Annotated in this window: 19 protein-coding genes; 14 read left to right on the top strand and 5 right to left on the bottom strand. The window is 38.7% G+C overall.

Translation table 11 applies throughout. The annotated features are described in order from the left end of the window. The first annotated feature begins 81 nt into the window (after positions 1-81). Positions 82-2,244: an anaerobic ribonucleoside-triphosphate reductase gene (gene nrdD, locus H8700_RS00820; RefSeq protein WP_249302272.1), complete on the top strand. Its 2,163-nt coding sequence runs from the start codon at positions 82-84 to the stop codon at positions 2,242-2,244. Between the two features lie 264 nt (positions 2,245-2,508). On the opposite strand, the gene H8700_RS00815 is transcribed toward nrdD, so the two are convergent. Further along, positions 2,509-3,801: a putative ABC transporter permease gene (locus H8700_RS00815; protein ID WP_249302270.1), complete on the bottom strand. Its 1,293-nt coding sequence runs from the start codon at positions 3,799-3,801 to the stop codon at positions 2,509-2,511. Positions 3,802-4,290: 489 nt separating this feature from the next. Here H8700_RS00815 and H8700_RS00810 point away from each other — a divergent pair, with 489 nt between their 5' ends. The 4 genes from H8700_RS00810 (at position 4,291) to H8700_RS00795 (ending at position 9,728) form a co-directional block, all read left to right on the top strand. Further along, a complete protein-coding gene (locus H8700_RS00810) occupies positions 4,291-6,855 on the top strand; it encodes a translation factor GTPase family protein (RefSeq protein WP_249302268.1) in 2,565 nt (854 codons plus the stop codon). Between the two features lie 307 nt (positions 6,856-7,162). Further along, on the top strand, positions 7,163-8,146 hold the full coding sequence (pta, locus tag H8700_RS00805; RefSeq protein WP_249302266.1) for a phosphate acetyltransferase: 984 nt from the start codon (positions 7,163-7,165) through the stop codon (positions 8,144-8,146). A 52-nt stretch (positions 8,147-8,198) separates the two neighbouring features. Next, positions 8,199-9,332 carry a helix-turn-helix transcriptional regulator gene (locus H8700_RS00800; protein ID WP_249302264.1) on the top strand — a complete coding sequence of 378 codons (1,134 nt, stop codon included), beginning with the start codon at positions 8,199-8,201 and terminating at the stop codon, positions 9,330-9,332. 162 nt (positions 9,333-9,494) lie between these two features. Further along, complete coding sequence (locus H8700_RS00795; protein ID WP_022141368.1) at positions 9,495-9,728, top strand: HPr family phosphocarrier protein; 234 nt, start codon at positions 9,495-9,497, stop codon at positions 9,726-9,728. 273 nt (positions 9,729-10,001) lie between these two features. Here the strand turns inward: H8700_RS00795 and H8700_RS00790 are convergent, their stop codons facing one another. Beyond that, positions 10,002-10,556 (bottom strand): hypothetical protein, encoded by a 555-nt coding sequence (locus tag H8700_RS00790; RefSeq protein WP_249302262.1) that lies wholly within the window; start codon positions 10,554-10,556, stop codon positions 10,002-10,004. Positions 10,557-10,727: 171 nt separating this feature from the next. On the opposite strand from H8700_RS00790, the gene H8700_RS00785 reads away from it, so the two are divergent. The 7 genes from H8700_RS00785 to H8700_RS00755 all read left to right on the top strand — a co-directional run bounded on the left by H8700_RS00785 (position 10,728) and on the right by H8700_RS00755 (position 20,259). Next, entirely contained in the window at positions 10,728-10,952 is a 225-nt protein-coding gene (locus tag H8700_RS00785; RefSeq protein WP_022141366.1) for a small, acid-soluble spore protein, alpha/beta type, read from the top strand. Between the two features lie 296 nt (positions 10,953-11,248). Beyond that, positions 11,249-12,661 carry a cysteine--tRNA ligase gene (cysS, locus tag H8700_RS00780; protein ID WP_283242149.1) on the top strand — a complete coding sequence of 471 codons (1,413 nt, stop codon included), beginning with the start codon at positions 11,249-11,251 and terminating at the stop codon, positions 12,659-12,661. A 103-nt stretch (positions 12,662-12,764) separates the two neighbouring features. Beyond that, positions 12,765-13,190: a Fur family transcriptional regulator gene (locus H8700_RS00775; protein WP_249302259.1), complete on the top strand. Its 426-nt coding sequence runs from the start codon at positions 12,765-12,767 to the stop codon at positions 13,188-13,190. A gap of 416 nt (positions 13,191-13,606) precedes the next feature. Then, the gene (yicI, locus tag H8700_RS00770) at positions 13,607-15,967 is read left to right on the top strand and encodes an alpha-xylosidase (RefSeq protein WP_249302257.1); all 2,361 of its coding nucleotides are present in this window, start codon (positions 13,607-13,609) and stop codon (positions 15,965-15,967) included. 394 nt (positions 15,968-16,361) lie between these two features. After that, a complete protein-coding gene (locus H8700_RS00765; protein ID WP_249302256.1) occupies positions 16,362-17,270 on the top strand; it encodes a chaperonin in 909 nt (302 codons plus the stop codon). 325 nt (positions 17,271-17,595) lie between these two features. Further along, positions 17,596-18,240 carry a hypothetical protein gene (locus H8700_RS00760; protein WP_249302253.1) on the top strand — a complete coding sequence of 215 codons (645 nt, stop codon included), beginning with the start codon at positions 17,596-17,598 and terminating at the stop codon, positions 18,238-18,240. A 222-nt stretch (positions 18,241-18,462) separates the two neighbouring features. Continuing rightward, a complete protein-coding gene (locus tag H8700_RS00755) occupies positions 18,463-20,259 on the top strand; it encodes an L-fucose isomerase (RefSeq protein WP_022141359.1) in 1,797 nt (598 codons plus the stop codon). 139 nt (positions 20,260-20,398) lie between these two features. On the opposite strand, the gene H8700_RS00750 is transcribed toward H8700_RS00755, so the two are convergent. From H8700_RS00750 to H8700_RS00740, 3 genes are all read right to left on the bottom strand, one after another. Then, positions 20,399-21,322, bottom strand: a complete 924-nt coding sequence (locus H8700_RS00750) for a DUF4097 family beta strand repeat-containing protein (RefSeq protein ID WP_249302250.1) — start codon at positions 21,320-21,322, stop codon at positions 20,399-20,401. A 4-nt stretch (positions 21,323-21,326) separates the two neighbouring features. After that, positions 21,327-22,388 (bottom strand): HAAS signaling domain-containing protein, encoded by a 1,062-nt coding sequence (locus tag H8700_RS00745; RefSeq protein WP_249302246.1) that lies wholly within the window; start codon positions 22,386-22,388, stop codon positions 21,327-21,329. Positions 22,389-22,495: 107 nt separating this feature from the next. Beyond that, a complete protein-coding gene (locus H8700_RS00740) occupies positions 22,496-22,813 on the bottom strand; it encodes a PadR family transcriptional regulator (protein ID WP_022141357.1) in 318 nt (105 codons plus the stop codon). A 459-nt stretch (positions 22,814-23,272) separates the two neighbouring features. On the opposite strand from H8700_RS00740, the gene pfkA reads away from it, so the two are divergent. Next, positions 23,273-24,268, top strand: coding sequence for a 6-phosphofructokinase (gene pfkA, locus H8700_RS00735; protein WP_249302244.1), 996 nt, complete (start codon positions 23,273-23,275; stop codon positions 24,266-24,268). 492 nt (positions 24,269-24,760) lie between these two features. After that, positions 24,761-26,062 (top strand): glycoside hydrolase family 5 protein, encoded by a 1,302-nt coding sequence (locus H8700_RS00730; RefSeq protein ID WP_249302241.1) that lies wholly within the window; start codon positions 24,761-24,763, stop codon positions 26,060-26,062. The last annotated feature ends 23 nt before the right edge of the window (positions 26,063-26,085 follow it).

The following is a 26,085-nucleotide window of genomic DNA, read 5'->3' as shown; positions in this document are numbered from 1 at the left end:
CTATTGAAAACGAACACAAGATATGGTATTATGTAAAGCGTTCACACAGAATAAATCTAGAAAAAGAAAGCTGGTATGAGGATGAAAATTATTAAGCGCAGTGGTTCTGAGGATACGTTTGATGCCAGAAAGATCACAGCAGCCGTTACGAAAGCAAATTATGAAGTGCCGACAAAGGAGCGATTATCGAAAGAGCAGATCGAATTGATCACGGCTGATGTAGAGAACATCTGTCTGGATATGAACCGGGCTTTAAGTGTGGAAGAAATCCAGGATCTGGTGGAGGAACAGATTATGGATCGAAGAGCATTTGCTGTAGCAAGAAAATATATCACATATCGTTACAATCGTGCATTGCTTCGTAAGGCAAATTCTACGGATAAGCAGATATTAAGCCTGCTTGAATGTAACAATGAAATGGTAAAGCAGGAAAATTCGAACAAAAATCCTACGGTCAACAGTGTGCAAAGAGATTATATGGCTGGGGAAGTCAGCAAAGATATTACAAAACGTTTTTTGCTGCCAAGTGAGATTGTACGTGCACATGAGCAGGGAATTATTCATTTTCACGATTCTGATTATTTCGCACAGCATATGCACAATTGCTGCCTGGTCAATCTTGAGGATATGCTGCAAAACGGAACTGTGATCAGTGAAACGATGATAGAAAAGCCTAAGAGCTTTTCGACTGCATGCAACATTGCAACACAAAGCATTGCACAGATCGCCAGCTCGCAATATGGCGGACAGAGCATCAGTCTGACGCATCTTGCTCCATTTGTGGATATCAGTCGTCAGAAATACAAAAAACAGGTTGAAAATGAATTAAAAGAAGCCGGTTTGTCCTATAATAGTAAACAGGTGGATGAAATTGCCGAGATCCGCGTAAGAGATGAGATCAAACGTGGTGTACAGATGATCCAGTATCAGGTCATTACATTGATGACAACGAATGGGCAGGCACCTTTCGTCAGTGTATTCATGTATCTTGACGAGGCACCGGAAGGAAGACTTAGAGAAGATCTTGCTTTGATCATGGAAGAGATCCTGCGTCAGAGAATGCAAGGCGTGAAAAATGAAAAAGGTGTTTATATCACACCGGCATTTCCGAAGCTTCTCTATGTATTGGAAGAAGATAATGTCAGAGAAGGATCGAAGTATTGGTATCTGACACAATTAGCAGCAAAATGTACGGCAAAACGAATGGTTCCTGATTACATTTCAGAAAAGATCATGAAAAAAATGAAGGACGGAAATTGCTACCCTTGCATGGGCTGCCGCAGTTTTCTGACAGTATATCATGATGAAAAAGACCGTCCGAAATTCTATGGACGTTTTAACCAGGGTGTGGTTACGATCAATCTGGTAGATGTCGCATGTTCTTCGGATGGAGATGAGGAAGCTTTCTGGAAAATCTTAGACAAGAGATTGGAACTTTGCAAAAAAGCGTTGATGTATCGTCATAACCGTTTGAAAGGAACACCTTCTGATGTTGCACCGATCTTATGGCAGTATGGTGCATTGGCACGTCTGAAGAAAGGCGAAGTTATTGACAAACTGTTATATAACGGATATTCTACTATTTCTTTAGGATATGCAGGACTTTGTGAGTGTACACGTTATATGACAGGAAAATCGCATACTGATCCGTCAGCAACCCCGTTTGCACTAAAGGTCATGGAAAAATTAAATGATGCATGCAGCCGTTGGAGAGAGGAAGAAAATATTGATTTCAGCCTGTATGGCACACCATTGGAATCGACAACATATAAATTCGCAAAATGCCTTCAGAAACGTTTTGGCATCATTAAAGGTGTCACAGATAAGAATTATATTACCAACAGTTACCATGTGCATGTGACAGAAGAGATCAATGCATTTGACAAGCTGAAATTCGAAGCACAATTCCAAAACTTATCACCGGGTGGTGCGGTCAGCTATGTAGAAGTGCCGAATATGGAAAATAATATTGATGCTGTTTTACAGGTGATGCAATTTATCTATGATAATATCATGTATGCTGAATTAAATACAAAAAGTGACTATTGTCAGGTCTGTGATTACAGCGGTCAGATCGAGATCGTGAACGATGAGCATGGAAAACTGATCTGGAAATGCCCGAATTGCGGTAACACGGATCAGGACAAAATGAATGTTGCCAGAAGAACCTGCGGTTATATCGGAACACAGTTCTGGAACCAGGGACGAACACAGGAGATCAAAGAACGCGTGTTACATTTGTAATTCGAAGATATAGTATTGTTCAGTTACAATTTAATCGCTAACAACATAAAAATAAAAAACGGAATAGTTACAATTTGACTGCTAATAAGTAGAATAGAGGCAGGAAAATATTTTTCCGGTGTGTTTCCTGTTAAAATGAAAAAAAGATAATAAAAAACAAGGTTTCTTGGAATGGAAACCTTGTTTTTGTTATCTTTGATATTTGTCATTAATGGGTTGTTGTTAATTGGTTGCCGATAATTGGTTGCTGTTAAATGATTGTTATTAGTTCGTCGATTTGGCATTAGGATAGATCTTAGCCATTTTTGCATCATCATAATGCGTATCAAAGAACTGCTCCATCTGATTTTGAGCTTTCGGTTGTTTGTCACGAGTATTGTATCGTAACAAAGCGAGAGAAGAGATGGCAATATTACATATCATAAATACCATAAAGAGCCATGAAAAAATCTTTCCGGCTTTTTGTGGTATTTTTTCGATTAAGTCTGATAAGACAGGATAGACTTTTTTTAGCCAGATTACAGCAGCAAAGCCCCAGAAGAAACAATACAGCAAATTAATGCGGCCGCCCAGGTTAAATGGCAAATGGCTGTAATCCCAAAAGATCTTGCCAAAAAAGAGCTCTGTAAATACGCTGCAAAGGTATTCATAGACACCACCCAGTATTGTGCCGATTAAGAAAAGCTGACCATCTGTCCGGTTGCGGTAGTTATATAAAAGGATCGTACTGCAGGCAAGTGCAAGGCCCCAGACGATACTAAAAGGTCCCCAGACAACACTGCTTCGACTCATCCATACACCGGCAGTCAGCCGACAAAAAATCGTTTCGATGATATCTCCGAGAAAAGAACCGATAAAAAAGAGCATGATGATCTTATAAAAACTGCATCCTGATGCAAAATTTCCGGCTGTGTCAGGAATGTCTTTGGCAATATTAGGATAGGCTTTCTCAATACGGCTGCGGATTCGTTTTCTGATCCAGTGGATCAATCTTTGTGAGAGATGATGAAGATTTCCGCTTACATCATCAATTGTTCGGATTTTTCGTAATGCCGGAAATGCAACGGCATATGTTCCGAGAATATCAATCAGTAAAAGAATCGTCAAAGCAAGCAAAGTAATATGTACAAAAGAGGATGGAAGCCATTGATAGATCCTTACCAAAAGTGGATTGACAAATTTCAGGCAAAGAAGTCCGAGAATTCCCCATAGGATAGAAAAATCCAGAGAGATATAACCATCTACATTATATTTCCGCTTAGAATAATCCCACCATTTTTTATGATTGATCTTTTCTAAAAAATGTCCGGCACACCATTCTACAAGTGTAGAAATAGTTGCGCATCCCAGGAAGAGAAAGAACCATTGGTTGCGCAATTCGGAAAAACCGATTGAGATGATCAAAGCAGTTACACCATAAATTGTACAAAGCGGTCCGTTTAATACACCACGGTTGATCATCCGTTTTTTTAACAGGATCGAAAATCCTGTTTCTAAGAACCATCCTGCAAAAGAATACAGGAAAAAAAGCCATAATACTAAGTAGAATCCGTCCATAAATTCCTCCATTTCTCTTTTATGTACTCTAGGTATGTCCTCTAAGAAGATCCTTTCGGCTGGATTTTTATGCATAAGATTCCAAGAGTACATTTTGTTGTAAAAATATGATATATGATATTTGAAAGGACTAAAGTTTTTCAAAATTCATTCTAAAAAGTGAAAAGCTTCAAAGTTTTCATTAAAAAAAGACCTGCATTTAAAAAAAGTATATGTTTCAAAGCATTCGCTTTTGAAAGCCCTGTATTGAAAATTGTAAAACTCCAATCCTCTAAAAGTCCTGAAAAATTAAAATATCAAGATATTATTGTATCGTATCTGTTATGAAAAGACAATGATAATTCTATTTGTAGTATCGTGGAAAAAGGAGGAAAATTTTTTCATAACAGTCTTTGCGGGGAAATGGACTTTTACTGTATTAGTCTTTATAATAAAGACTAATACAGATAGAACATTATTTAGATAACATATTTGGAAATGAGGATAAAAATGAATAAGAAACATTTGTGCATGGGTGTGATAGCTCACGTGGATTCAGGTAAAACAACGCTTTCAGAAAGCATTTTATATCATTGTGGAAAGATCAGGAAGATGGGGCGTGTCGATAATGGAGATGCGTATCTCGATACCGATCAGATGGAGAAGGATCGCGGTATTACGATTTTTTCTAAGCAGGCTGAATTTTTGCTGGGTGACCGGGATGTGACATTGCTTGATACACCGGGACATGTAGACTTTTCTGCTGAAATGGAGCGTACGTTGCAAGTGCTTGACTATGCGATCCTTGTGATCAACGGATCTGATGGGGTGCAGGGACACACGCTGACATTATGGCGGCTTTTAAAAAGATATCATATTCCAACATTTCTTTTTATCAATAAGATGGATCAGGCACGAAGAACACCGGAAAGTCTGATGGAAGAAATACAGACAAGACTGGATCGCCATTGTGTCTCTTTTACAAAAAAAGATGAGCTGTTCTTTGAAGAAGTGGCTGTTTGTGATGATGGATTATTAGAAAAATATTTAGAAAGCAATACAATTGAAAAGGAAGAGATTAAGGAACTGATCGCAAGTGAGAAGTTGTATCCCTGCTTTTTTGGCTCTGCATTAAAAGGAGATGGAGTCGATTCTTTTTTAAAGGGATTAGAAGAATATACAAAGGATGTAACGTATGGAGATCTTTTTGGAGCAAGAGTGTTTAAGATTGCAAGAGATGAACAAAATAACCGTCTGACCTATATGAAGATTACAGGAGGAAGCTTAAAAGTACGTCAGAAGCTGACGAATAAGGGAGAACAGGAATGGGAAGAAAAAGTCAACCAGATCCGTGTGTATTCCGGCGAGCAATATGAAGCCGTGCCTGAAGTACAGGCAGGCATGATCTGTGCTGTGACAGGACTTAGCCATACGTATGCAGGAGAAGGCCTCGGAATAGAGAAAGAAGCAAATCTTCCGTTGTTAGAACCGGTGCTGACATATGCCATGATCCTGCCGGATGATATCAGTGTCAATCAGTTTTTACCACAGCTTCGCCAATTAGAGGAAGAGGAACCCGAACTAAAGATCGTTTGGAATGAGAAAGTCGGTGAAATTCAGGCACAGATCATGGGAGAAGTACAAATAGAAATTCTGCGTTGCATGATCAGGGATCGTTTTAAAGCAGATGTACATTTTGGGGAAGGAAAGATTGTTTATAAAGAAACCATACTTGATACGGTGGAGGGAGTCGGACATTTTGAACCGCTTCGTCATTATGCAGAAGTACACCTGAAAATTGAACCCGGAGAGCATGGAAGTGGCGTACAGGTACTTGCCGACTGCAGTGAAGATCTTTTGGCAAAGAACTGGCAACGCCTGATCCTGACACATTTGACGGAAAGAGAGTTTATCGGTGTGCTTGCAGGCAAAGTACTTACGGATGTCAAAATTACATTAGTTTCAGGAAAGGCGCATATCAAACATACAGAGGGCGGAGACTTTAGACAGGCGACATATCGTGCAGTCAGACAAGGACTTATGAAAGCACAAAGTTGTCTGTTGGAACCTTATTATGCGTTTCGTTTAGAGATACCGGCAGCTAATTTAGGCCGTGCGATGATGGATCTTGAGAAGATGTGTGCAAGCTTTAAGACGGAAACACAGGATGATAAGCAGGCAGTATTGGTTGGTATCGCACCGGTAGCGACAATGTGTAACTACCAGCAGGAAGTACATTCTTATACAAAAGGAACCGGCCGGATCATATGTAGTCTGAAAGGATATTATCCATGTCATAATGAAGAAGAAGTTCTGGAAAATTCATGGTATGATCCCGATGCGGACATTGCCAATCCATCAGCTTCTGTATTTTGCAGCCATGGAAGCGGTATTGTTGTGCCATGGTATGAAGTAGAACAAAAGATGCATCTGCCGTTACAGACCGGATCTGTGCAGGAAGAAGCAGAAGAACCGGAATGGCAGACGAGGGTTCCGAAGCCACAGGAAGAATATTTCATGGGAGAAGAAGAAATTAACCGGATCTTTGAGCAGACTTATGGGGCGAATAAAAGAAAGGATTCTAAGAAAACGAAAAAACGTATTGAAAAAAGGGTGATCTCGCATGGCAGTGCAATGCGTCCTAAAAAATCCGATGAACAATATTTGTTAGTAGATGGTTATAATATTGTCTTTGCATGGCAAGAATTAAGTGAACTTGCAAAAGACAATATTGATGCGGCACGGGGCAGACTAATGGATATTATGTGTAATTACCAGGGATATAAAAAATGTACATTGATCCTTGTGTTTGATGCGTATCGTGTAAAAGGAAATGTAGGACAGATGATTCCTTATCATAATATTCATGTTGTATATACAAAAGAAGCAGAAACGGCTGATCAGTATATTGAAAAGCTCGCACATAAAATGGGACGCGATTACCATGTGACGGTAGCAACTTCAGATGGATTAGAGCAGCTTATCATCAGAGGACAAGGGTGTCGCCTGATATCTGCAAGAGAATTTTATGAGGAAGTAAAACAGGTAGAAGAAGAGATCCGAAAACAGATATAGGAGAAGGCAGGAGAGAAGATATAAAAAGCGGACAGGTAAAAAGAAGTATCAAAAGAAATCTTACATGAAAAAGCGTATAAAAGTTATCAGAAAGAAGAATATTACATAAGGAAAAAACTGGTAAAAGAGAGATAATCAAAATGCGGAAAAAAACGGATATTCGGTAGAAAAAAGGTGTGCAAAACAGAATGATAAAAAATATTAGAAACATATGATATTTTGTGTGTTTTTTCTATTGACAGAATGCAGGATTTGGTACACAATAGGCAAAGCAGAGTAAGATAAAATAAAGATAGGAGATGATTTTGTGTTTGGTTTTGGTCAATTGATTAACATTTTAAAGAAGAATCCCAAAAAGATCGTGTTCACAGAAGGTGAAGATGCACGAATTTTGGAGGCTTCATCAAGACTTTTAGCAAGCAACTTTTTACATCCAATATTAATTGGAAATGCAGAAAAAATTGCAATAGCAGCAGAAGAATGCGGTTTTAATATCCGTGGTGCTGAGATTATAGATCCTGAACACTTTGACAGAATGGATGAAATGGTGGATCTTTTATGTGAGCTTCGTAAGAAAAAGGGAATCTCGCCGGAAAGAGCAAGAGAGATTTTATTACAGGCAAATTATTTTGGAACCATGCTTGTAAAGATGGGCATTGCAGATGCCCTTCTCGGAGGTGCTACATATTCAACAGCCGATACCGTAAGACCGGCATTACAGTTGATTAAAACAAAACCGGAGAACAATATTGTGTCTTCATGCTTTATCCTGGTTCGACCAAGTGCAACCGGTGAAAATGAGGTTCTTGCGATGGCAGACTGTGCGATCAATATTGAACCAAACGAAGATGAGCTTGTAGAGATTGCCGGTGAAGCTGCAGAATGTGCAAAAATTTTCGGTGTTGATCCACAGATTGCATTCTTAAGTTATTCTACACATGGTTCAGGAAAGGGCGATGCTGTTGACAAGATGCGTAATGCAGCAGAGAAAACAAGAGCAAAATACCCTGAACTTCCAATTGACGGGGAGTTACAATTTGATGCAGCCGTTTCACCTCGTGTTGCAAGAACAAAGTGTCCGGAGTCAAAAGTAGCAGGTCATGCAAATACGTTTATCTTCCCGGATATCAATGCAGGAAATATTGGTTATAAGATTGCACAGCGCATGGGTAACTTTGATGCGTATGGACCGATCCTTTTAGGATTGAATGCACCGGTTAATGATCTGTCCAGAGGATGCAATGCTTCAGAAGTATATTCTATGGCGATCATTACAGCAGCCTTAGCATAAGAAGAAGGGGTTACACAGAAACGATAAAAATTGCGCGGAAATGGGGATTATGATGAATATATTTATAGCGACGCAAATGATCAAAGTATTACATGCACCGATTTGTATCTATAGTGCAGAGGGAGATATCATACAATGTCTCGAAGAAAATAATGGGAAAAAATTGATTGAAAAAGAAGACTTTTCTATAGAGATATCAAAGACAATTCCGTGTATTTATGTCAAAGAAAACGGAGTGGCTTTTTGCTTGATGTGGGTACAAGAAGAAGGATATTTCTTAGGACTTGGAAAAATCCGCATTTATGATTTTGGAGATGAGGAAGCATCACAATATCCATATTGTCAAAAGGATGAATTTGCCACGATCGTATCCATTCTTTGGAATGTGATTTCCGGCAAAGAAGTCGGTGTCGGTGAACTTTGGGCAAAAAATATATTTGTAGATATTTCTGATGTCAGAGAACAGATTACAAAGAATGTCTTTGAACGTCAGGAATCAGGACAGTCTCATAATCCATATGCACAGGAACTGCGTGAACTTGACAGTATCCGCAGAGGTGATATTGCAGCTCTCAAGAAAAGTATCAACGAGACATATTCCGGTAATATTGGTATTCTTGCAAGTGATCCGGTAAGACAATATAAGAACCTCGCAATTTGCGTGATCACGAATGCAACCCGTTGTGCAATCGAAGGTGGGTTAAATCCGGAAATGGCTTTTTCCATGTCGGATTCCTTTATTCGTAATATTGAGGATAACATGACAGAACCGGTTAAGATCGAGAAAGCCACGCGTGATGCAGAGTTTGAATTTGCCAATGCCGTGCATGATCTGAAAGGACAGGGCAATGACAATCCTTTGGTTATGCAGGTGCGTGATTATGTATTCTGTCATATCCATGATGCGATCCGTGTCAGAGAGATTGCTGAATTTATCGGTGTAACGCCGAACTATCTGTCAGAACAGTTCAGCCAGGCCATGGGCATGACACTTAAACAATATATCATCAATGAAAAGATATCAAGCAGTGAGAATCTTTTGAAATATACAGATTATTCACTGCAGGAGATCAGTACGTTTTGTGCATTTAGTTCGCAAAGCCGATTTAGTGTATATTTTCAAAGAAAGAACGGAATTACTCCGGCGAAATATCGCAAAAAATATAAAAAGACAAGAAATGAATAGAATAAAAAATTCACACTCTATAATAGAAAACGTACAATATAGTGTATGAAATGTATAAAAACCTGTCAAGTTTTGTGGTAGTATCAACGAGTTATATTGGATGGGATATAGGAACAAAATATAGGATACAAGATGTTTTTGCAGGTAAGGAGTGTGCATATCATGGAAAAATTCGAAATTAAGTTCAATGATGTGGAAGATGTCAGCAAGTTTGTCCATGTTGTTTCTCAGTATGACGTAGATGTGGATTTATATTGCGGTAGTTATTGTGTGGACGCAAAATCTATTTTAGGAATTATGACAATGGATTTGCGAAATCCAATGTGGATCACAGCAAATTGTGACCGACACCAGGGAGAGCGCATGATGCGTGAACTTGACTGGGTTGCGGCGTAAGCAAAGAGTTGCGAGTATATAAAAATGCCATATTCGATCAATGAAGAATGATCGAATATGGCATTTTCTTTTGGACTAATATGCGTGTCTGGAGCAGTCAGTTACTTTGCCTCTTGTGTTTTGTCAAAATGAAACTATAAAAAAGTGCAAAGCCAGCGCTTTGCACTCCAAGAATTGCTAAAGCAATTCTTGTTGGTATACCGCTACTGTACAAGCATTTTCCTATTCCATAAAAATGTAGCTTTGATAACAGTGCATTATGTACGAATATTTTTATTGAATACATTCTAATAACAACATATTATCCGGAAGATAGATTGCCGGAAGCGGATAATTCAATGTACCATACTGATGTGATGTAAATGTATCACAAACCTTATCATATGTTTCCTGTGTGAATTTAATGGAAAGTGTATGAGCAAGATGTGTAAATAATACAGGTGGCATAGAAATTCCCCACGCATCAGAATCATTGTCATCGAAATGCTTTGGTAAAAGAGGCATTGTCTGTTTTGTTGTTTCATTTGTAATCTCTAAGGTTACAAAATGAGTTGTCTCATCGGTGTTAAAATGTAAAGTACAAACATCGGCATCATTTTCTCTGAAGTGCAGATCTTTTAAGATATTTTTATCAAATCTGGCATAAGAAGAATCCAGATTTGATAATTTTTCGTAATCCGTCTGAATCAACATGATCAATTTGTCAATGCTTTTCTGATTCATTACATCTGTGCCGAGAGTTTCTTTTTTTTCTAATAAAAATTTCACTAATACGTCAATTTCATTTTGACTTAAAAGGGAAAAGTTTGCATTATTTGTTGAAGCCATATTGTTACCCCCCTAATCTTAAATTCATAGTTTTATAAAATAAATGGGAAACACACTATTCTATAGGTATAGTATACATTTTTTTGAAGAGACTTTCAAGTAGACAAATGCATAGGAAAGGGAATTATAGTGAATTTTTTCGGTATTTCAGATCAGGAAAGGAAGTTTATAATGAAAAAAGAAAAGATTGAGATCAAAGATATAAAGGATATTGCTTTGCTTGAAAAAAAAGAACAGGAAAAATGGGAGATTGCTCTGGAACTTGGATTGTTTGACCAAGTGGTTCAGAAAGGCTGGAAATCGCTGACGGCAAGACAGAGTGGAAAGGTTGGTGGGATCATGGCGGCAAGACGTAAAATAAAAGAAGATAAGACGAAATCAAAGGAAGATTTGTAAGATACATGTCATGCAATCTGTTAAATAAAATGCATACAATAGATTTTGGAGGATAAATTGTTGCTAATACTTGTGAAATAATGTGAAATCCTGTATTATATAATGAGCCTAAGCAAAAAGCAAGCGACGGCAGAGCCGGCATTTGCTTTTCAAGGCGAATTAACGAACAAATATTTCTGCGAAGCAGAAAGAAAAGCTCTGAAAGAGCGTATTTGTGAGTTTGAAATAGAATTTATATAATGAGCCTAAGCAAAAAGCAAGCGACAGGGGCGAAAATGGAGCGCCCGGAAATGAGGATGATCATGAATGAGATAAAATTATATAATACTTTGACGAAGAAAGTCGAAACTTTTGAACCAAACGAACCGGGTAAAGTAAAGATGTATACCTGTGGTCCGACAGTGTACCATTTTGCACATATCGGTAATCTTCGAAGTTATATTATGGAAGATGTTTTGGAAAAAAGTTTGCGTTATGCAGGATATGATGTAAATCGTGTCATGAATATCACGGATGTCGGACATTTATCCAGTGATGCAGACAGTGGAGAAGACAAAATGCTGATGGGTGCAAAAAGAGAACACAAATCCGTGATGGATATTGCAAAGTTCTATACTGACGCATTTTTTTCGGATTGTGAGAAGTTAAATATTAAAACACCGGATGTCGTTGCACCGGCGACCGGCTGTATTCCTGAATTTATTGAAATGATCGAAACGCTATTGAAAAAGGGCTATGCTTATGAAGCAGGTGGCAATATTTATTTCGATACATCAAAGCTTGAAAATTATTATGTATTATCGAACCAGAATGAAGAAGAGCTTATGGTCGGTGCCAGAAATGATGTCGAAGAAGATACAAATAAAAAGAGTAAGACAGATTTCGTTCTTTGGTTTACAAAGTCGAAATTTGACGATCAGGAATTAAAGTGGGAAAGCCCATGGGGTGTCGGATATCCGGGCTGGCATATCGAGTGTTCTGCGATCAGTATCAAATATCTTGGTGATAAATTAGATATTCATTGTGGTGGTATTGACAATGTATTCCCGCATCATACAAATGAGATTGCACAAAGTGAAGCTTATCTTGGTCATAAATGGTGCAATTACTGGTTCCATGTTCTTCATTTGAATGACAGTACCGGTAAGATGAGCAAATCAAAGGGGGATTTTCTGACCGTTTCTTTATTGGAAAAGAAAGGATATAACCCATTGGTATATCGTATGTTCTGCTTACAGTCACATTATCGTAAACCATTATTGTTCCAGTATGATATTCTGGATAACGTCAAAGCAGCTTATGACAAATTGATCAAAAAGATTGCAATATTGAGCAAAGATGGCGATCCGGAAGAAGAAAAGATGAAAGCATATCGTGATGCATTTGCACAGGCATTAGGAAATGATATTAATACCTCACAGGCATTGACAGTCGTATATGATGTGTTAAAGGCAGATATGAATGATTACAGTAAGAGAAAGCTTATTGAAGAATTTGATCAAGTGTTATCATTAGATCTGACAAAAGAAATCAAAGAGGATGTCGTAGATGATGAACTTGCAGCCTATGTAGAAGATATGATCACACAGCGAAAAGAAGCCAAGAAAGCAAAAGATTTTGCAAAAGCAGATGCGATCCGTGATGAATTGCTTGCAAAAGGCATTGAACTCAAAGACACAAGAGAAGGTACGGTTTGGAGTGTGAAATAACAGATGTCATTCGTGTGAAAATCCATATGTGACAGATTCTCATACTACAAATTTGTGTCTGTAGTTTAGTACATACGGACAGAGAAAGGAATGTAGGATTGATATGAATCATGCAAAGACATATCACACAAAGCAACAGAATGCGATATTGCAATTTCTGATTGCTTCGGATCAAAAATATCATACGGTCAGTCAGATTGCGGAATATTTAAAAGAGAGAGGCGAATCGGTCGGACTTACAACGATCTATCGTCAGTTGGATAAATTTCAAAAAGAAGGAATCGTTCAAAAGATTGTCCTTGATGGAAATAGCGGAGCGTGCTACCAATATGTCGGAACACAGGAAGAAGAAAGTAAATTTCTTTTAAAGTGTGAAGATTGTGGCGATATCATGGATATGGATTGCGGGCATATGAGTGAACTGTATGAACATGTGCGGCAGGAGCATCATTTTAATGTGAATCCGCATAGGACGATGTTTTACGGCGTGTGCGAGAAATGCCTGGATAAAGAGAAAAAGGGAAAATAGCCCCAATTTATCTCTAACCGATTTCTACACAACCAATTCCTAAGCCATTCGCAAAGTCAGCGAATGCCGCAGCAAAAAAGCATGCTGCTAAAAGCTTAGTCATTGGGTTGAGTCCGGCTATTCGCCGTCCATAAAAAAGAACAAATTTCTTTATACAAGCAAGCTTGTAGCAGAAATTTGTTCTTTTTTATGTGGGAATTGGGACTTTATATCAAAAATGTGTTATTTTTCGTGTTTTTTGTTATAGACAATGGGGTTATATGTTAATATAATATGATTGTAAGTTAAAAATACAAATTGCAATTTTACAGAGGAATGCATGAAAATGTGTGAAAAATGTCTGAGAAATGCAATTGATTACAGCCGGTTATAACCGGTTGCGCATATTATTTTAAATAGTAGAAAGGAGATTTACAATGAAGGTAGCTGATGGATTTTGGTTAAGCAAAAAAGGTTACGAAGTAAACTATGCATCACAGGCATATAAGGTTGAGACGACAGAGAACGCCATTAAAGTTCTTGCAACACCTTATACTGTTATGAACAGAGGAATGACTCTTGGAGGTCCAAACTTAGAGATTACATATTCTTCTACCTGTGAAAACACAATTAAGGTTCATATTGATCATTACAGAGGCGGTCTTGATAACATTCCTCGTTTTGAATTAAATGAGGATCCAAATTTTAAGCCGGTGATCAATCGCAGTGAAGACAGCGTAGAATTGATCTCAGGCGATACAAAAGTTGTGATCCGTATTGCCGATGACTGGGATGTACAGTTCTATTATAAAGATAGACATCTGACAGGTGGTGCATGGAGATCAACATCGATCATCCATGAAAACCAGTTCCATGCAAATGCGCGTATGGAATTACAGGAAGATGATCAGGACTTTAACTATCCACAGGATCCAAACCGCACATATATCAGAGAACAGTTAAAGACAGATATCGGTGAGTGCATCTATGGTTTCGGTGAGAAGTTTACTCCATTTGTAAAGAATGGACAGGTTGTAGAGATCTGGAACTCAGATGGCGGTACATGCTCTGATCAGAGTTATAAGAATATTCCATTCTATATTTCATCAAAGAGCTATGGTGTATTTGTAAACAGCTCAGACAAAGTTTCTTTTGAAGTAAACTCTGATACGGTTTCTAAAGTAACATTTACACAGCCGGGTGAAGAATTAGAATATTTCATTATCGGTGGTGAAAACCTAGAGGATGTATTAAAACATTATACAGATCTGACAGGTAAGCCTTCATTACCACCAGCATATACATTTGGTTTATGGTTATCTACATCATTTACAACAAGCTATGATGAAGAAACTGTAACAAGTTTTATTGATGGTATGAAAGATCGTAAGATCCCGCTTCAGGTATTCCATTTTGACTGTTTCTGGATGAAAGAATATGAATGGTGTAACTTTGAATGGGATAAAGATATGTTCCCTGATCCGGAAGGACTTTTAAAGAGACTTCACGACAGAGGACTTGAGATCTGTGTATGGATCAACTCTTATGTCGGACAGCAGTCAAAGCTCTTTGATATCGGAAAAGAAAAAGGATACTTTATCAAGAACTTAGATGGCAGCGTATACCAGTCTGATATGTGGCAGCCTGGTATGGCAATCGTCGATTTCACAAATCCGGAAGCTTGCGAATGGTTCAAGGGTCTTCTTAAGAAATTATTTGATATGGGTGTTAATAACATCAAGACAGACTTTGGCGAGAGAATCCCTACAAAGGTAAAATATTTCAATGGAAAAGATCCGATCAAGATGCATAACTACTACACATACCTTTACAATAAGTGTGTATTTGAAGCATTGGAAGAATATTATGGAAAAGACAAAGCATGTCTCTTTGCCCGTAGTGCAACAGTAGGCGGACAGAAGTTCCCTGTACACTGGGGTGGTGACTGCTACGCAGAATATTCAGCAATGTCAGAAACACTTCGCGGTGGTCTTTCTCTTTGTTCATCAGGTTTTGGTTTCTTCTCTCACGACATGGGTGGTTTCGAAGCTACAGCACCTGCTGATGTTTACAAGAGATGGTGTGCATTCGGCCTGTTATCAACACACAGCCGTTTACATGGTTCTACTTCTTACAGAGTACCTTGGGTTTATGATGAAGATGGTGATACAGAAGCTTGTGACGTACTTCGTCATTACACAGTATTAAAGGGAAGATTAATGCCATATCTTTGGGCCCAGGCTAACAAGACTCATACAGAAGGTGTACCGATGATGCGTTCTATGATCATTGCATTCTCTGACGATACAGCTTGTAAGTACCTTGATCAGCAGTATATGCTTGGTGATAACCTTTGCATCGTGCCTGTTATGAACGAAGAAGGTATTGCGGAATTCTATGTACCGGACAATGGAACATGGACAGATATCCAGTCCGGTGAAACATATGAAGGCGGAAAATACTATACAAGAAAGTGTGATTATTTCCAGACACCGATTCTTGCACGTCCAAACAGCATCGTAACATATGGTAACTTTGACGCAGAAGATAAGATGACAGTTGTTTATGATTATCTTCAGGATGCTGAAGCAGTTGTCTATGGATTAGAAGATGGTAAGACAGCACAGGCAACTATCTTTGACAGCGAGTCAAATAAGATTACTGACATTACAGCTACACGCAATGGTAATGTGATCACAGTATCTTATGCTGCTACAGATAAGAGCTTTAAGGTAACTGCTGAAGGTAAGACAGTAGAAGCTAAGGCTGGTTCTACAAGTGTAGAGATTACATTGTAATCAAAAAATAAAATAACCGGAATTTCCGGTCAATAAATAAATGGATGGCTTTTATGGTAACATAAAGGTCATCCGTTTTTCTATTCAGGTCTTTTGTCGGGAGTTTAGGAAAAACTTAAAATTTTTTATTGAACAGGAAAAATCCGTCTTTTTAATGCTGAACTTGAAAAGCCATAGGATATCAGTATAATAAACATAAGGTTAAAATGAAAAAGACCAAGAGCAAACGATACGGAAAAAGTTTAAAGAGGAAAGACCAAATGTAAAAAATCAGGTGAAATAAAAGAGCCGGATATATAGAGAAGCAGAGTAAGTACAAAAGATTTGGAATAGAAAGTAAAAAGTGTAAATATACACAGACAATAACATAGATAAAGAAAGCAAAGAGGTGTATATGAAAAAGAACCAGAAGAGAAATTGTGATCGCAAAAATATAGTATCAACGTTCGAAGAAAAAATGAAAAAAGTCTCAAAAGCCGGGATGAATTCAAAAAGAAATAAAATTCTGTTAGTCATTTTGCTTCTTGTTCTTCTGCTTGTCATTGGCTGGGCAAATAAATTAGTCCGTCAAAAGGCAGTGAAAGAAACCATGACACAGAAAAACACGGATATCACGATACAGGCATCACCGGAGATCACGGCAACACAAGAACCGGTACAGATTCAGCCTACACGGAATCCCGAAGACAATGTGTACAGTTACCTTCAGGGACCAAGATCATGGGGACAAAAAATCACATGGTCAGGCTATTGGGGCACAACATTTATGGATGGGGGGTCTTTTGGCGGCTTTGGCTGTGGACTTTGCTGCATTGCTAATATCTATTCATCGATTACGCCATACCGTTGTACGCCGGTGCAGGCATACGAATATGCTAAGAAACACACCGGATATGCAGGTGGTGGTGCAATTGACTGGGGATACATGAGAAGGACATTAAGTAAGATGGGTATGGATTGCAATGTTTCGAGAAAGCCGGCAACTTACCGGGAGTTTCAAGGTCAGATCATGAATCATACTTGTATGATTGCTTTAGTAAGCAGCTCAAATTCAAACTGTTTCTGGAAAGATACACCCGGGCATTATGTTACGTTGTTTTTATATGATAAAAATACAGACTCTGTTTTTATAGCTGATTCTGGAGAGCCAAAGCGAAACCGAAAAAGAATTGCATTAAAAAAAGTCTATCGTTCTTTAAAGACTTCAAGTCCATGGCAGACATTACTTGTTAAAAATTATAATGAAAATCAGGATCACTGGAAACACAAGAAAGCAACAGGGAATTGGATACACAAAGAATAAAACATCAAAAAATGTATATAAAAGCGTTGAAAAGTGATGTAAAAATATACAAAACCAATAAAAAAGTATACTATAAAAATAGCTTATCATGAAAAATTGAATGAAAGCAGGTATGAAAAATTTAAGGAAAGTCGTGAAATTTTCCCGATTTTGAATAAAAAAAGCTTCTTTGCGGTGAAAATGAAAAAAAGCATTCAAAAAATCGACGAAAAGTGAGAAAAACATGTGCAAATTGTCAATAGGATTGCAAGTAGGAAAGACGTATAATGCTTTTTGGTAGAATTTACTATCCCCAAAATTATTTCATCACAAGGAGGAAACAAAAATGAGATTAACAAAAGAAATGAAAAAAGTTGTTTCTATGTTTTTAGCAACAGCTTTGGTTGTCGCAGGTGCAAACTTTACAGACGCTAAGACCGTATCTGCTCAGGATGAGACAGCTGGTTCACAGGCGGCTTCTGCACCGGCTATCACAGCAACAGGTTCAGCGGCAACAGCAACAGGTTCAGCAGCAACAGCAACACCAACAGCACCTGTAGCATCAGAAACACCGGCAGGACCTACAAACACAGCAACAATGGCTACATTAAAGCCAACAGCAACACCAACAGTATCTCCATCAGCTACACCGTCTGTATCACCTGTAGTATTAGTAGAAACTGCAAAGGCTCCTGTAAAGAAGAAAGTTAAAGTTGCATGTAAGAAAGTAAAAGCAAAGAAAGCAAAAGTTACAGTAAAGAAGGGTAAGAAAGCTGCTCTTAAATTTACAGTAAAAACTGCTAAGAAGAACACAAAGACAACAGATAAGGTTTCTGTAAGCGTTAAGAATAAGAAGATCGTTAAAGTTACTTCTAAGAAGCTTACAAAGAATGCTCTTACAGTAAAGGTAAAGGCTCTCAAGAAGGGTAGCACAAAGGTTACTGTAAAAGTTGGTAAGAAGTCAGCAAAGGTTACCGTAAAGGTAAAATAATCTTTTGAGATAACTTACATAAAAAAGAATAGACATCGCATGGTAAAAACGCCGGTGGCAAAAGCAGACGTTCATTTTACTATGCGATGTTTTCTTTTGTTTTGCACTTTTTAACGGAATAATTAAAAAAAGAGTGCATTTTATACAAAAATATAGTAAAATACAAGAGAGGTTCTGTAAAAAATGATTAAGTATTTTGCTTTTAAAAGGAGGAAGGATAGAATGGCAGAAAACAGATTGATTGGAGATTACCCTGTAATCGGTATCAGACCTACGATTGATGGTCGAAGAGGACCTTTAAAGGTTCGTGAGTCCTTAGAGGAGCAGACGATGAATATGGCAAAGAGTGCTGCGGAACTCTTTCGTCAGAATCTGAAATACTCTAACGGAGAACCGGTTAAAGTTGTGATCGCTGATACAACGATCGGACGTGTTGCAGAGACAGCCGCATGTGCAGATAAATTCAGAAAAGAAGGAGTTGATATTACTCTGACAGTAACACCTTGCTGGTGCTATGGTTCTGAAACTATGGATATGGATAAGCATACGATCAAGGGTGTCTGGGGATTTAACGGAACAGAAAGACCGGGTGCTGTATATCTTGCAGCAGTTCTCGCTGCACATGCACAAAAAGGATTGCCGGCATTTGGTATTTATGGAAGAGATGTTCAGGAAGCAGATGCGACAGAGATTCCGGAAGATGTAAAAGTCAAATTACTGCGTTTTGGACGTGCAGCGGTGGCAGCAGCTACAATGCGTGGGAAATCTTACCTTCAGGTTGGTTCCGTCACAATGGGAATTGCCGGATCAATCATTGATTCTGCTTTTATGGAAGAATATCTTGGCATGCGTGTAGAATCAGTTGATGAAGTCGAGATCATTCGTCGAATGACAGAAGGCATTTACGATGAGAAGGAGTATGAAAAAGCACTTTCATGGACAAAGTCACATTGTAAAGAAGGATGGGATAAAAATCCTGATTTTGTAAAGAGAAACGATGAACAGAAAGACAGAGACTGGAAATTTGTTGTTAAGATGATGTGTATCTTAAAAGATTTGATGAATGGAAATCCAAATCTGCCGGAAGGAAGAGAAGAAGAAGCCGTTGGTCATAATGCAATCGCTGCAGGTTTCCAGGGACAGAGACAGTGGACAGACTTCTATCCAAATGGTGATTTTGCAGAAGCGTTGATGAATTCGTCTTTTGACTGGAATGGGGCAAGAGAACCTTACATTCTTGCAACAGAAAATGATACATTAAATGGTATTGGAATGCTCTTTATGAAACTTCTGACAGGCCGTGCCCAGATTTTTGCCGATGTGCGTACATATTGGAGTCCTGAAGCAGTAAAGAAAGCAACCGGTTATGAATTGGAAGGTGTTGCAAAAGAAGCCGGTGGATTTTTACATTTGATCAATTCCGGTGCAGCCTGCTTGGATGCAAGTGGTGCTGTAAAGGATGAAAACGGAAATGGTGTGATGAAGCCATTCTGGGAGATGACACAGGAGGACCAGGAAGCCTGCTTAGAAGCAACAGAATGGTGTGAAGCGGATAATGGTTACTTCCGTGGTGGTGGATTCTCTTCACGTTATCTTACAAAGGCAACAATGCCTGCAACGATGATACGTTTGAATTTAGTAAAAGGACTTGGACCTGTTTTACAGATATGTGAAGGATATACGGTAGAACTCCCGGATGAGGTATCGGATAAGCTTTGGAAACGTACTGATTATACATGGCCTTGTACCTGGTTTGCTCCAAGAACAACAGGCGAGGGTGCATTTAAAACAGCATATGATGTTATGAACAACTGGGGTGCAAATCATGGTGCGATCAGTTATGGACATATTGGTGCAGATCTGATCACATTAGCATCTATTCTTCGTATTCCGGTTTGTATGCATAACGTGCCGGAAGAGGATATCTTCCGTCCGGCAGCATGGAATGCATTTGGTATGGACAAAGAAGGACAGGATTTCAGAGCGTGTGCAGCATATGGTCCGCTTTATAAACTGTAAGATGTTTTTTGACAGTAAATTTGGCTGATCGCTGATTGGAAGATCGATGAAAATTTAGAAATGAAATAAGACTGAAAAAAAGTCCCTGACTAGAAAGCGCCTGTTCCGGCAACATTACCGGTTCAGGCGTTTCTTTTTATTATGAATGAAATGTAACTTTGATGTTCCCCATAGTACAATCAAGTGATACATCACCATAGATGGTTGTATCTGTAGCCGTACCTTCATTTTTGTATCGGATATCCCCCATTGTCGCGGATGCCGAGTTAAAGTTATAGTTGCTTTTTGCACCGGCAAGTCCTAAAGTAATATCCCCCATATGTACCTGCAGATCAGAAGATCCGGTTAATTTTCCATATATATCAAGAGAACCGGCAGAGCAGTCAGTCTTTAGGTTGTTACAGACATTTTTGGCTGCGTTATCTTTTGAACCGAGCTTGATATCACCGGCACTACAATCGATGGAAGCTTTGTCATTGATCGTAAATTGATCGATCGTCATGCTTCCGGCAGCGACATCCAGAGATACATTTTTTGCCAGTATTGTATCGGCTTTCGTGGACGCTGCTGAGACACCCATTTTTATGGTATCTGCTTTTAGTGTGTTGATCTTGACATTGCCGGCAGAAAGTTCAAGATGTACTTCTGTCAAGGCAGCAGAATCAGGAATTGTGATCGTAATTGTTCCGTTGTGTGTGTCAGAGGAAGTGAAAGTATGACGGATCAACTCAGAAAGCTTTTTGTGTTTGGAAGTTTTTACTTTCCAGACACCATCTTCTATTATATTTTTGGAAAGTTTGCCACCGGAAATAGAAAAATCATCGCCACTTTTAATGATGATATTTCCTGCAAACAAGTCAAAGTCAAGCTTATGGACGGTTGATGGATCATCGGATGCTGTCGTTTCAATCGTATGTGAAACTGTTTGTGTTGTTACGGAATGCGATGAGATCGTCAGCTCATCATAATCTACACCCAGGATCATTCCAACAAGGATCAAAAGAACGCCAAGCAGGAACAGGATTCCGGACAGGATTAAAATAATATGTTTTTTCTTTTTCATAGCACTACCACCTCTTTTTTATCCATTGTTGAAATTTCAGGGTTACACTTTTTGCAGCTTTCCAAGATGCCTGAAAGAGAGCTGGCAGAAACCGGATACAAAATAAGACACCGATCCATATGATCAAAGCACCGATCGCAAAAAGTACAAGACCGATTCCCATCGTAAAAAGCACAGCACCTGTACCGGAAGCAGCCGTCATAAAAAAGCTTCCAAAGAAAGATGCAATACCACCGATCATCAATCCGCCACCGGTTCCAAATAATGCGAGAACAATAGAAATGATCACAGAGAAGATTGTAAGGAGGATTCCGAATAGCACAGACAGACAAGGAAGTCCGATCGTAATTGCAAGGAGAGCAAACAGAACGATCCACACAGCTTTGCGTGCTGATTGCTGCTGATAATGGCTATTGTATCCGTTGGCTGCCTGCTGATAGCTGTTGTTGTTGAAACCATTGCCGGTCTGCCGGTAGCCATTGTTGTTGAAACCGTTGCCGGCCTGTTTGTAGTTGTTGTTGCTGAAACCGTTGCCGGCCTGCTTGTAGTTGTTGTTGTTGCTGAAACCGTTGCCGGCTTGCTGATAGCTGTTGTTGTTGAAACCGTTGTCGGTCTGCTGATAGCTGTTGTTGTTGAAACCATTGTCGGTTTGCCGGTAGCCATTGTTATTGAAATTATTGTCGGTCTGCCGGTAGCCAGTGCCAGCGTTATTGAAACCATTGCCGGCTTGTTGGTGTCCTTGTTGGAAACCATCATTTGTCTGCTTAAAAGCGCTGTTGTTTTCGTTTTGTGAATCTGATTGTTCCTTTTGTGCATAGAACTCCGGGTAAGCAGCCGATCTGTGAAAAGAACTTCCCTGACCGTATTCGATATCATCCTGTGTTGTTGCTTTGATCTGATTGGCAAGTTCTTGTGGTGATCCAAGCTCTTTTAGGATTGCCTGCTCGTTTTCAGGTCCTGCATCCTCAAAATAATCTTCATAATATTTGATCGCTTGATTCCGTTCTTCCGGAGGAAGATCTGAGAGCAGACGATGTAATTCATCTAAAAATAATTTTTTATTCATGATAATCCCCATCTTTCCCGCGATTTTTTCGCGTATCTATCATAGTGGAAGCAGTAAACGTTGTGAAATGTTTTGAATAGCATTTTTTATTCGTATGTCCATGCTTCTCATTTGTTATTGAGTAATAAATCATTGATCTTAGAAATATAACTGCCCCATTCCTGACGATAAAGCTCTAACTGGCATCTGCCGCGTTCAGTCACTTTATAATAACGACGGTTGCGGCCATGAAATTCTTTATCATATACTTCCAGGCAGTCATCTTTTTGCAGTCGTCGCAGTACAGGGTATAAGGTAGATTCCGAAATCTCAATCACAGCACGAACATCCTGTGTGATCTTATACCCATAGGTTCCCTCTTCTTCACGATAGACGACCGCAAGGACGATCGCATCCAAAAGAGCAGCTCCTGTATTAAATACCATAATATTCCTCCTTCCTGAGAGTATATTAGTATGATAAATAATATTATATGGCGTATAGTATTATTTGTTATTGATACTATACGCCATATAATATTAGATGTCAATATAGCAATGATAAAAAGAGCAGACCGGTCTGATCCGGGAAAATGCAGCAGATCACCTGTCAGCCTGAGAATATATCTTAATGAAAATATTAGTGAAGTTTCTTTGTGAAACCAACTTCTGACATAGCGTTATAGTGAAATATAACAGTAAGACACTTTCTTTTTTGTACATAATGGAGAAAAAAAGCAGAATTATGAAAAAGATGTTGAAAAAGAAATCTAAAAATAATAAAATAGTAACGTTGTTTATAATATAGTAGTTTCGTTTTTGTTGAATAGAAACGCTAGTTTAACATACATAAACAGTTTATGATGGGAACGTCATGACAAGCAACAGAAATGGAGGATATAGGAAATGATCGAGTGTAAAGGTAGAATTGCCGTATTAACAAGTGGTGGAGATGCACCGGGAATGAATGCAGCAGTACGTGCCGTTGTACGTACCGGTATTGCAAAAGGATACGAAGTATTTGGTGTAAAAAGAGGATACAATGGTATTTTGAATAAAGAAATGGAATTAATGACATTTCAGGATGTATCAGAAAAATTACAGCATGGTGGTACTTTCCTTTTTACAGCTCGTAGTGCAGAGTTTGGCGAAGAAGCCGGTAAGAAGAAAGCAGCAGCAATCTGTAAAGAAATGGGAATTGACACATTGGTTGTAATCGGTGGAGATGGTTCTTTCACAGGAGCAAAGGATTTATCAAAGTATGGTGTAAATGTTATTGGTTTACCGGGAACGATTGATCTTGATATTGCATATACAGAGTATACGATCGGTTTTGATACGGCAGTAAATACTGCGATGGAAGCAATTGATCGTCTTCGTGAAACTTCTAATTCGCATGAAAGATGCAGCGTTGTAGAGGTTATGGGACGTTCTGCAGGATATATCGCACTCTGGTGTGGTATCGCCAATGGTGCAGAAGAGATTCTTTTACCGGAACGTTTTGACAATGATTATGACAAGCTGATCGAAGAGATCAAGAAGAACCGTGAAGCAGGTATGACACATCAGGTTGTTATCAATGCAGAAGGTGTCGGTCATTCTTATGAGCTTGCACAGCGTATTGAAGAAGCTACAGGTGTAGAGACAAGAGCAACGATTCTCGGTCATTTACAGCGAGGCGGAAGTCCTACAGCACGTGATCGTGTTTATGCATCTGTTATGGGATCCTATGCAGTTGACATTATCGATCAGGGTAAGAAAAATCGTCTGGTTGGTTATAAAGATGGTCATGTATATGATATAGATATTGAAGAAGCATTTAAGATGAAGAAGAGCATTGATGATTATGAATATCAGGTAGCAAGTATTCTTGGTACAAGATGCGATTATAAGAATATCTAATGAAAACATGGCAAAAGCTGCATAAATAATAGAATAGTGCCAATACATATATCTGGCAGACTTTTGCAAGGTATTTAATTTAAAATAGTTGTAATTAAAAAAGACAATGTGATCTGTTACGGAAATATCTTTTCAATGGAAGAATGTTAATAGCATGAAAAGTATATGACCGAATGGTTTCATTGTCTTTTTTGTGGAAAATACGTATAAAGTGTCCGAAATTTGAAGTATATTTGTACTAATTTATATAGTTCTTTCATAGCAGACATCTGCTATAATCAAAAAAAGAAAAGCTGCCATTTGCAATCAATCGGACTGAAAAAATAGTATTGCGGGAAAACGAAGGAAAGACAGGATAGGCTGAAAAAAGGTTTTTGCACGGACACAAAAGAAAGGCAGTTTAGATTGTGTCAGGTGAACTATGAAAAATGAGCCGTGAAAAAGACATGCTTTGAAAGTGACACTACCGAGTGTTACAGGGAGGAAAAAGATATGAGAAAAAGTTTAAAAAAACAACTGATCACAACAGTTCTTTCTATGGGAATTGTTATATCGCTTCTGAGTGGCTGCGGTGACCAAAAAGAGACTAAGAGCACGACTAAGAAAGCGGATGTTACACAAAGTGCAGACCAGGAGGCAAAAGATCCGGTAAATACCGGCCTTGCAGCAGGCGATACCTCTGTGTTGGAAAAGAAAGCCGGTAAGATGCGAGACATCACATCACAGCAGCTGATCAAAGAGATGAAGATCGGATGGAATCTGGGCAATTCTCTTGATGTCTGTGAAGCGGATACGGATGGAGATGGTAAGGTCAACCAGACACCAAAGCCCGGCAAAAAGGTAGATGAGACCTTATGGGGCAATGTTGAGACCACACAGAAGCTTTTTGACAGCTTAAAGAAGGATGGTATCAATGCAGTTCGTATTCCGGTGACATGGCGTGATCATATCATAGATAAAAAGAAGAATACCATTGATCCGGCATGGATGGATCGTGTGGAAGAGGTTGTCCGTTATGCATATACAAATGGAATGTATGTGATCATCAATCTGCATCATGACGGAGGTGGTGATCCTGACTTTGGTGCATGGATACGATCTGCATCGGAAGGTGACAAAACGAAGACAGAAGTTTTTGAACGCTATAAAGCATTATGGACTCAGATTGCATCCCGTTTTCAGAATTATTCCGACTATCTGATCTTTGAATCAATGAATGAAGTTGGATTTGATGATATGGAAGAAAATAAAGCATTTGCATTATTAAATGAGTTCAACCAGACTTTTGTGGATACCGTCAGAAGCAGTGGTGGCAATAATGCCAAAAGACATCTTCTGATCGCCGGGTATTGGACAGATATTGAAAAGACTTGTACAGGTATTGAGAATGGAACGTTTAAAATGCCAAAAGATACGATTAAAGACAGAGAAATCTTATCGGTACATTATTATACGCCATGGCAGTTCTGTACAACAAATCAGCAGAATACATGGGGAAGTAAAGAAGAAATCAAACAGATGCATGATCTGATCGATCAATTGGATAAAACCTGTGTGAAGAAGGAAATTCCGGTGATTGTAGGAGAGTATGGATTTGGGCCAAACGATCCGGCAAGCTGTCGTTATTTTGTTGAAAATTTCGTAAAGTATACATATGATAAAGGCATTGCAAGTTTTCTTTGGGATAATGGCGAACAATATGACCGGACAAAAATGGAATGGAAACTGAACGGTCTGATGGATGCTTTAAAGAGAGCAACAAGTCATAAGTCATATACGATCAACAAAAAATAAAAAGAACAAAGCTGCTGCTTTGG

The sequence above is a fragment of the Jutongia hominis genome (assembly GCF_014384965.1).
Lineage (GTDB): Bacteria > Bacillota > Clostridia > Lachnospirales > Lachnospiraceae > Butyribacter > Butyribacter hominis.
This window is presented reverse-complemented; position numbering and strand designations above follow the sequence as displayed.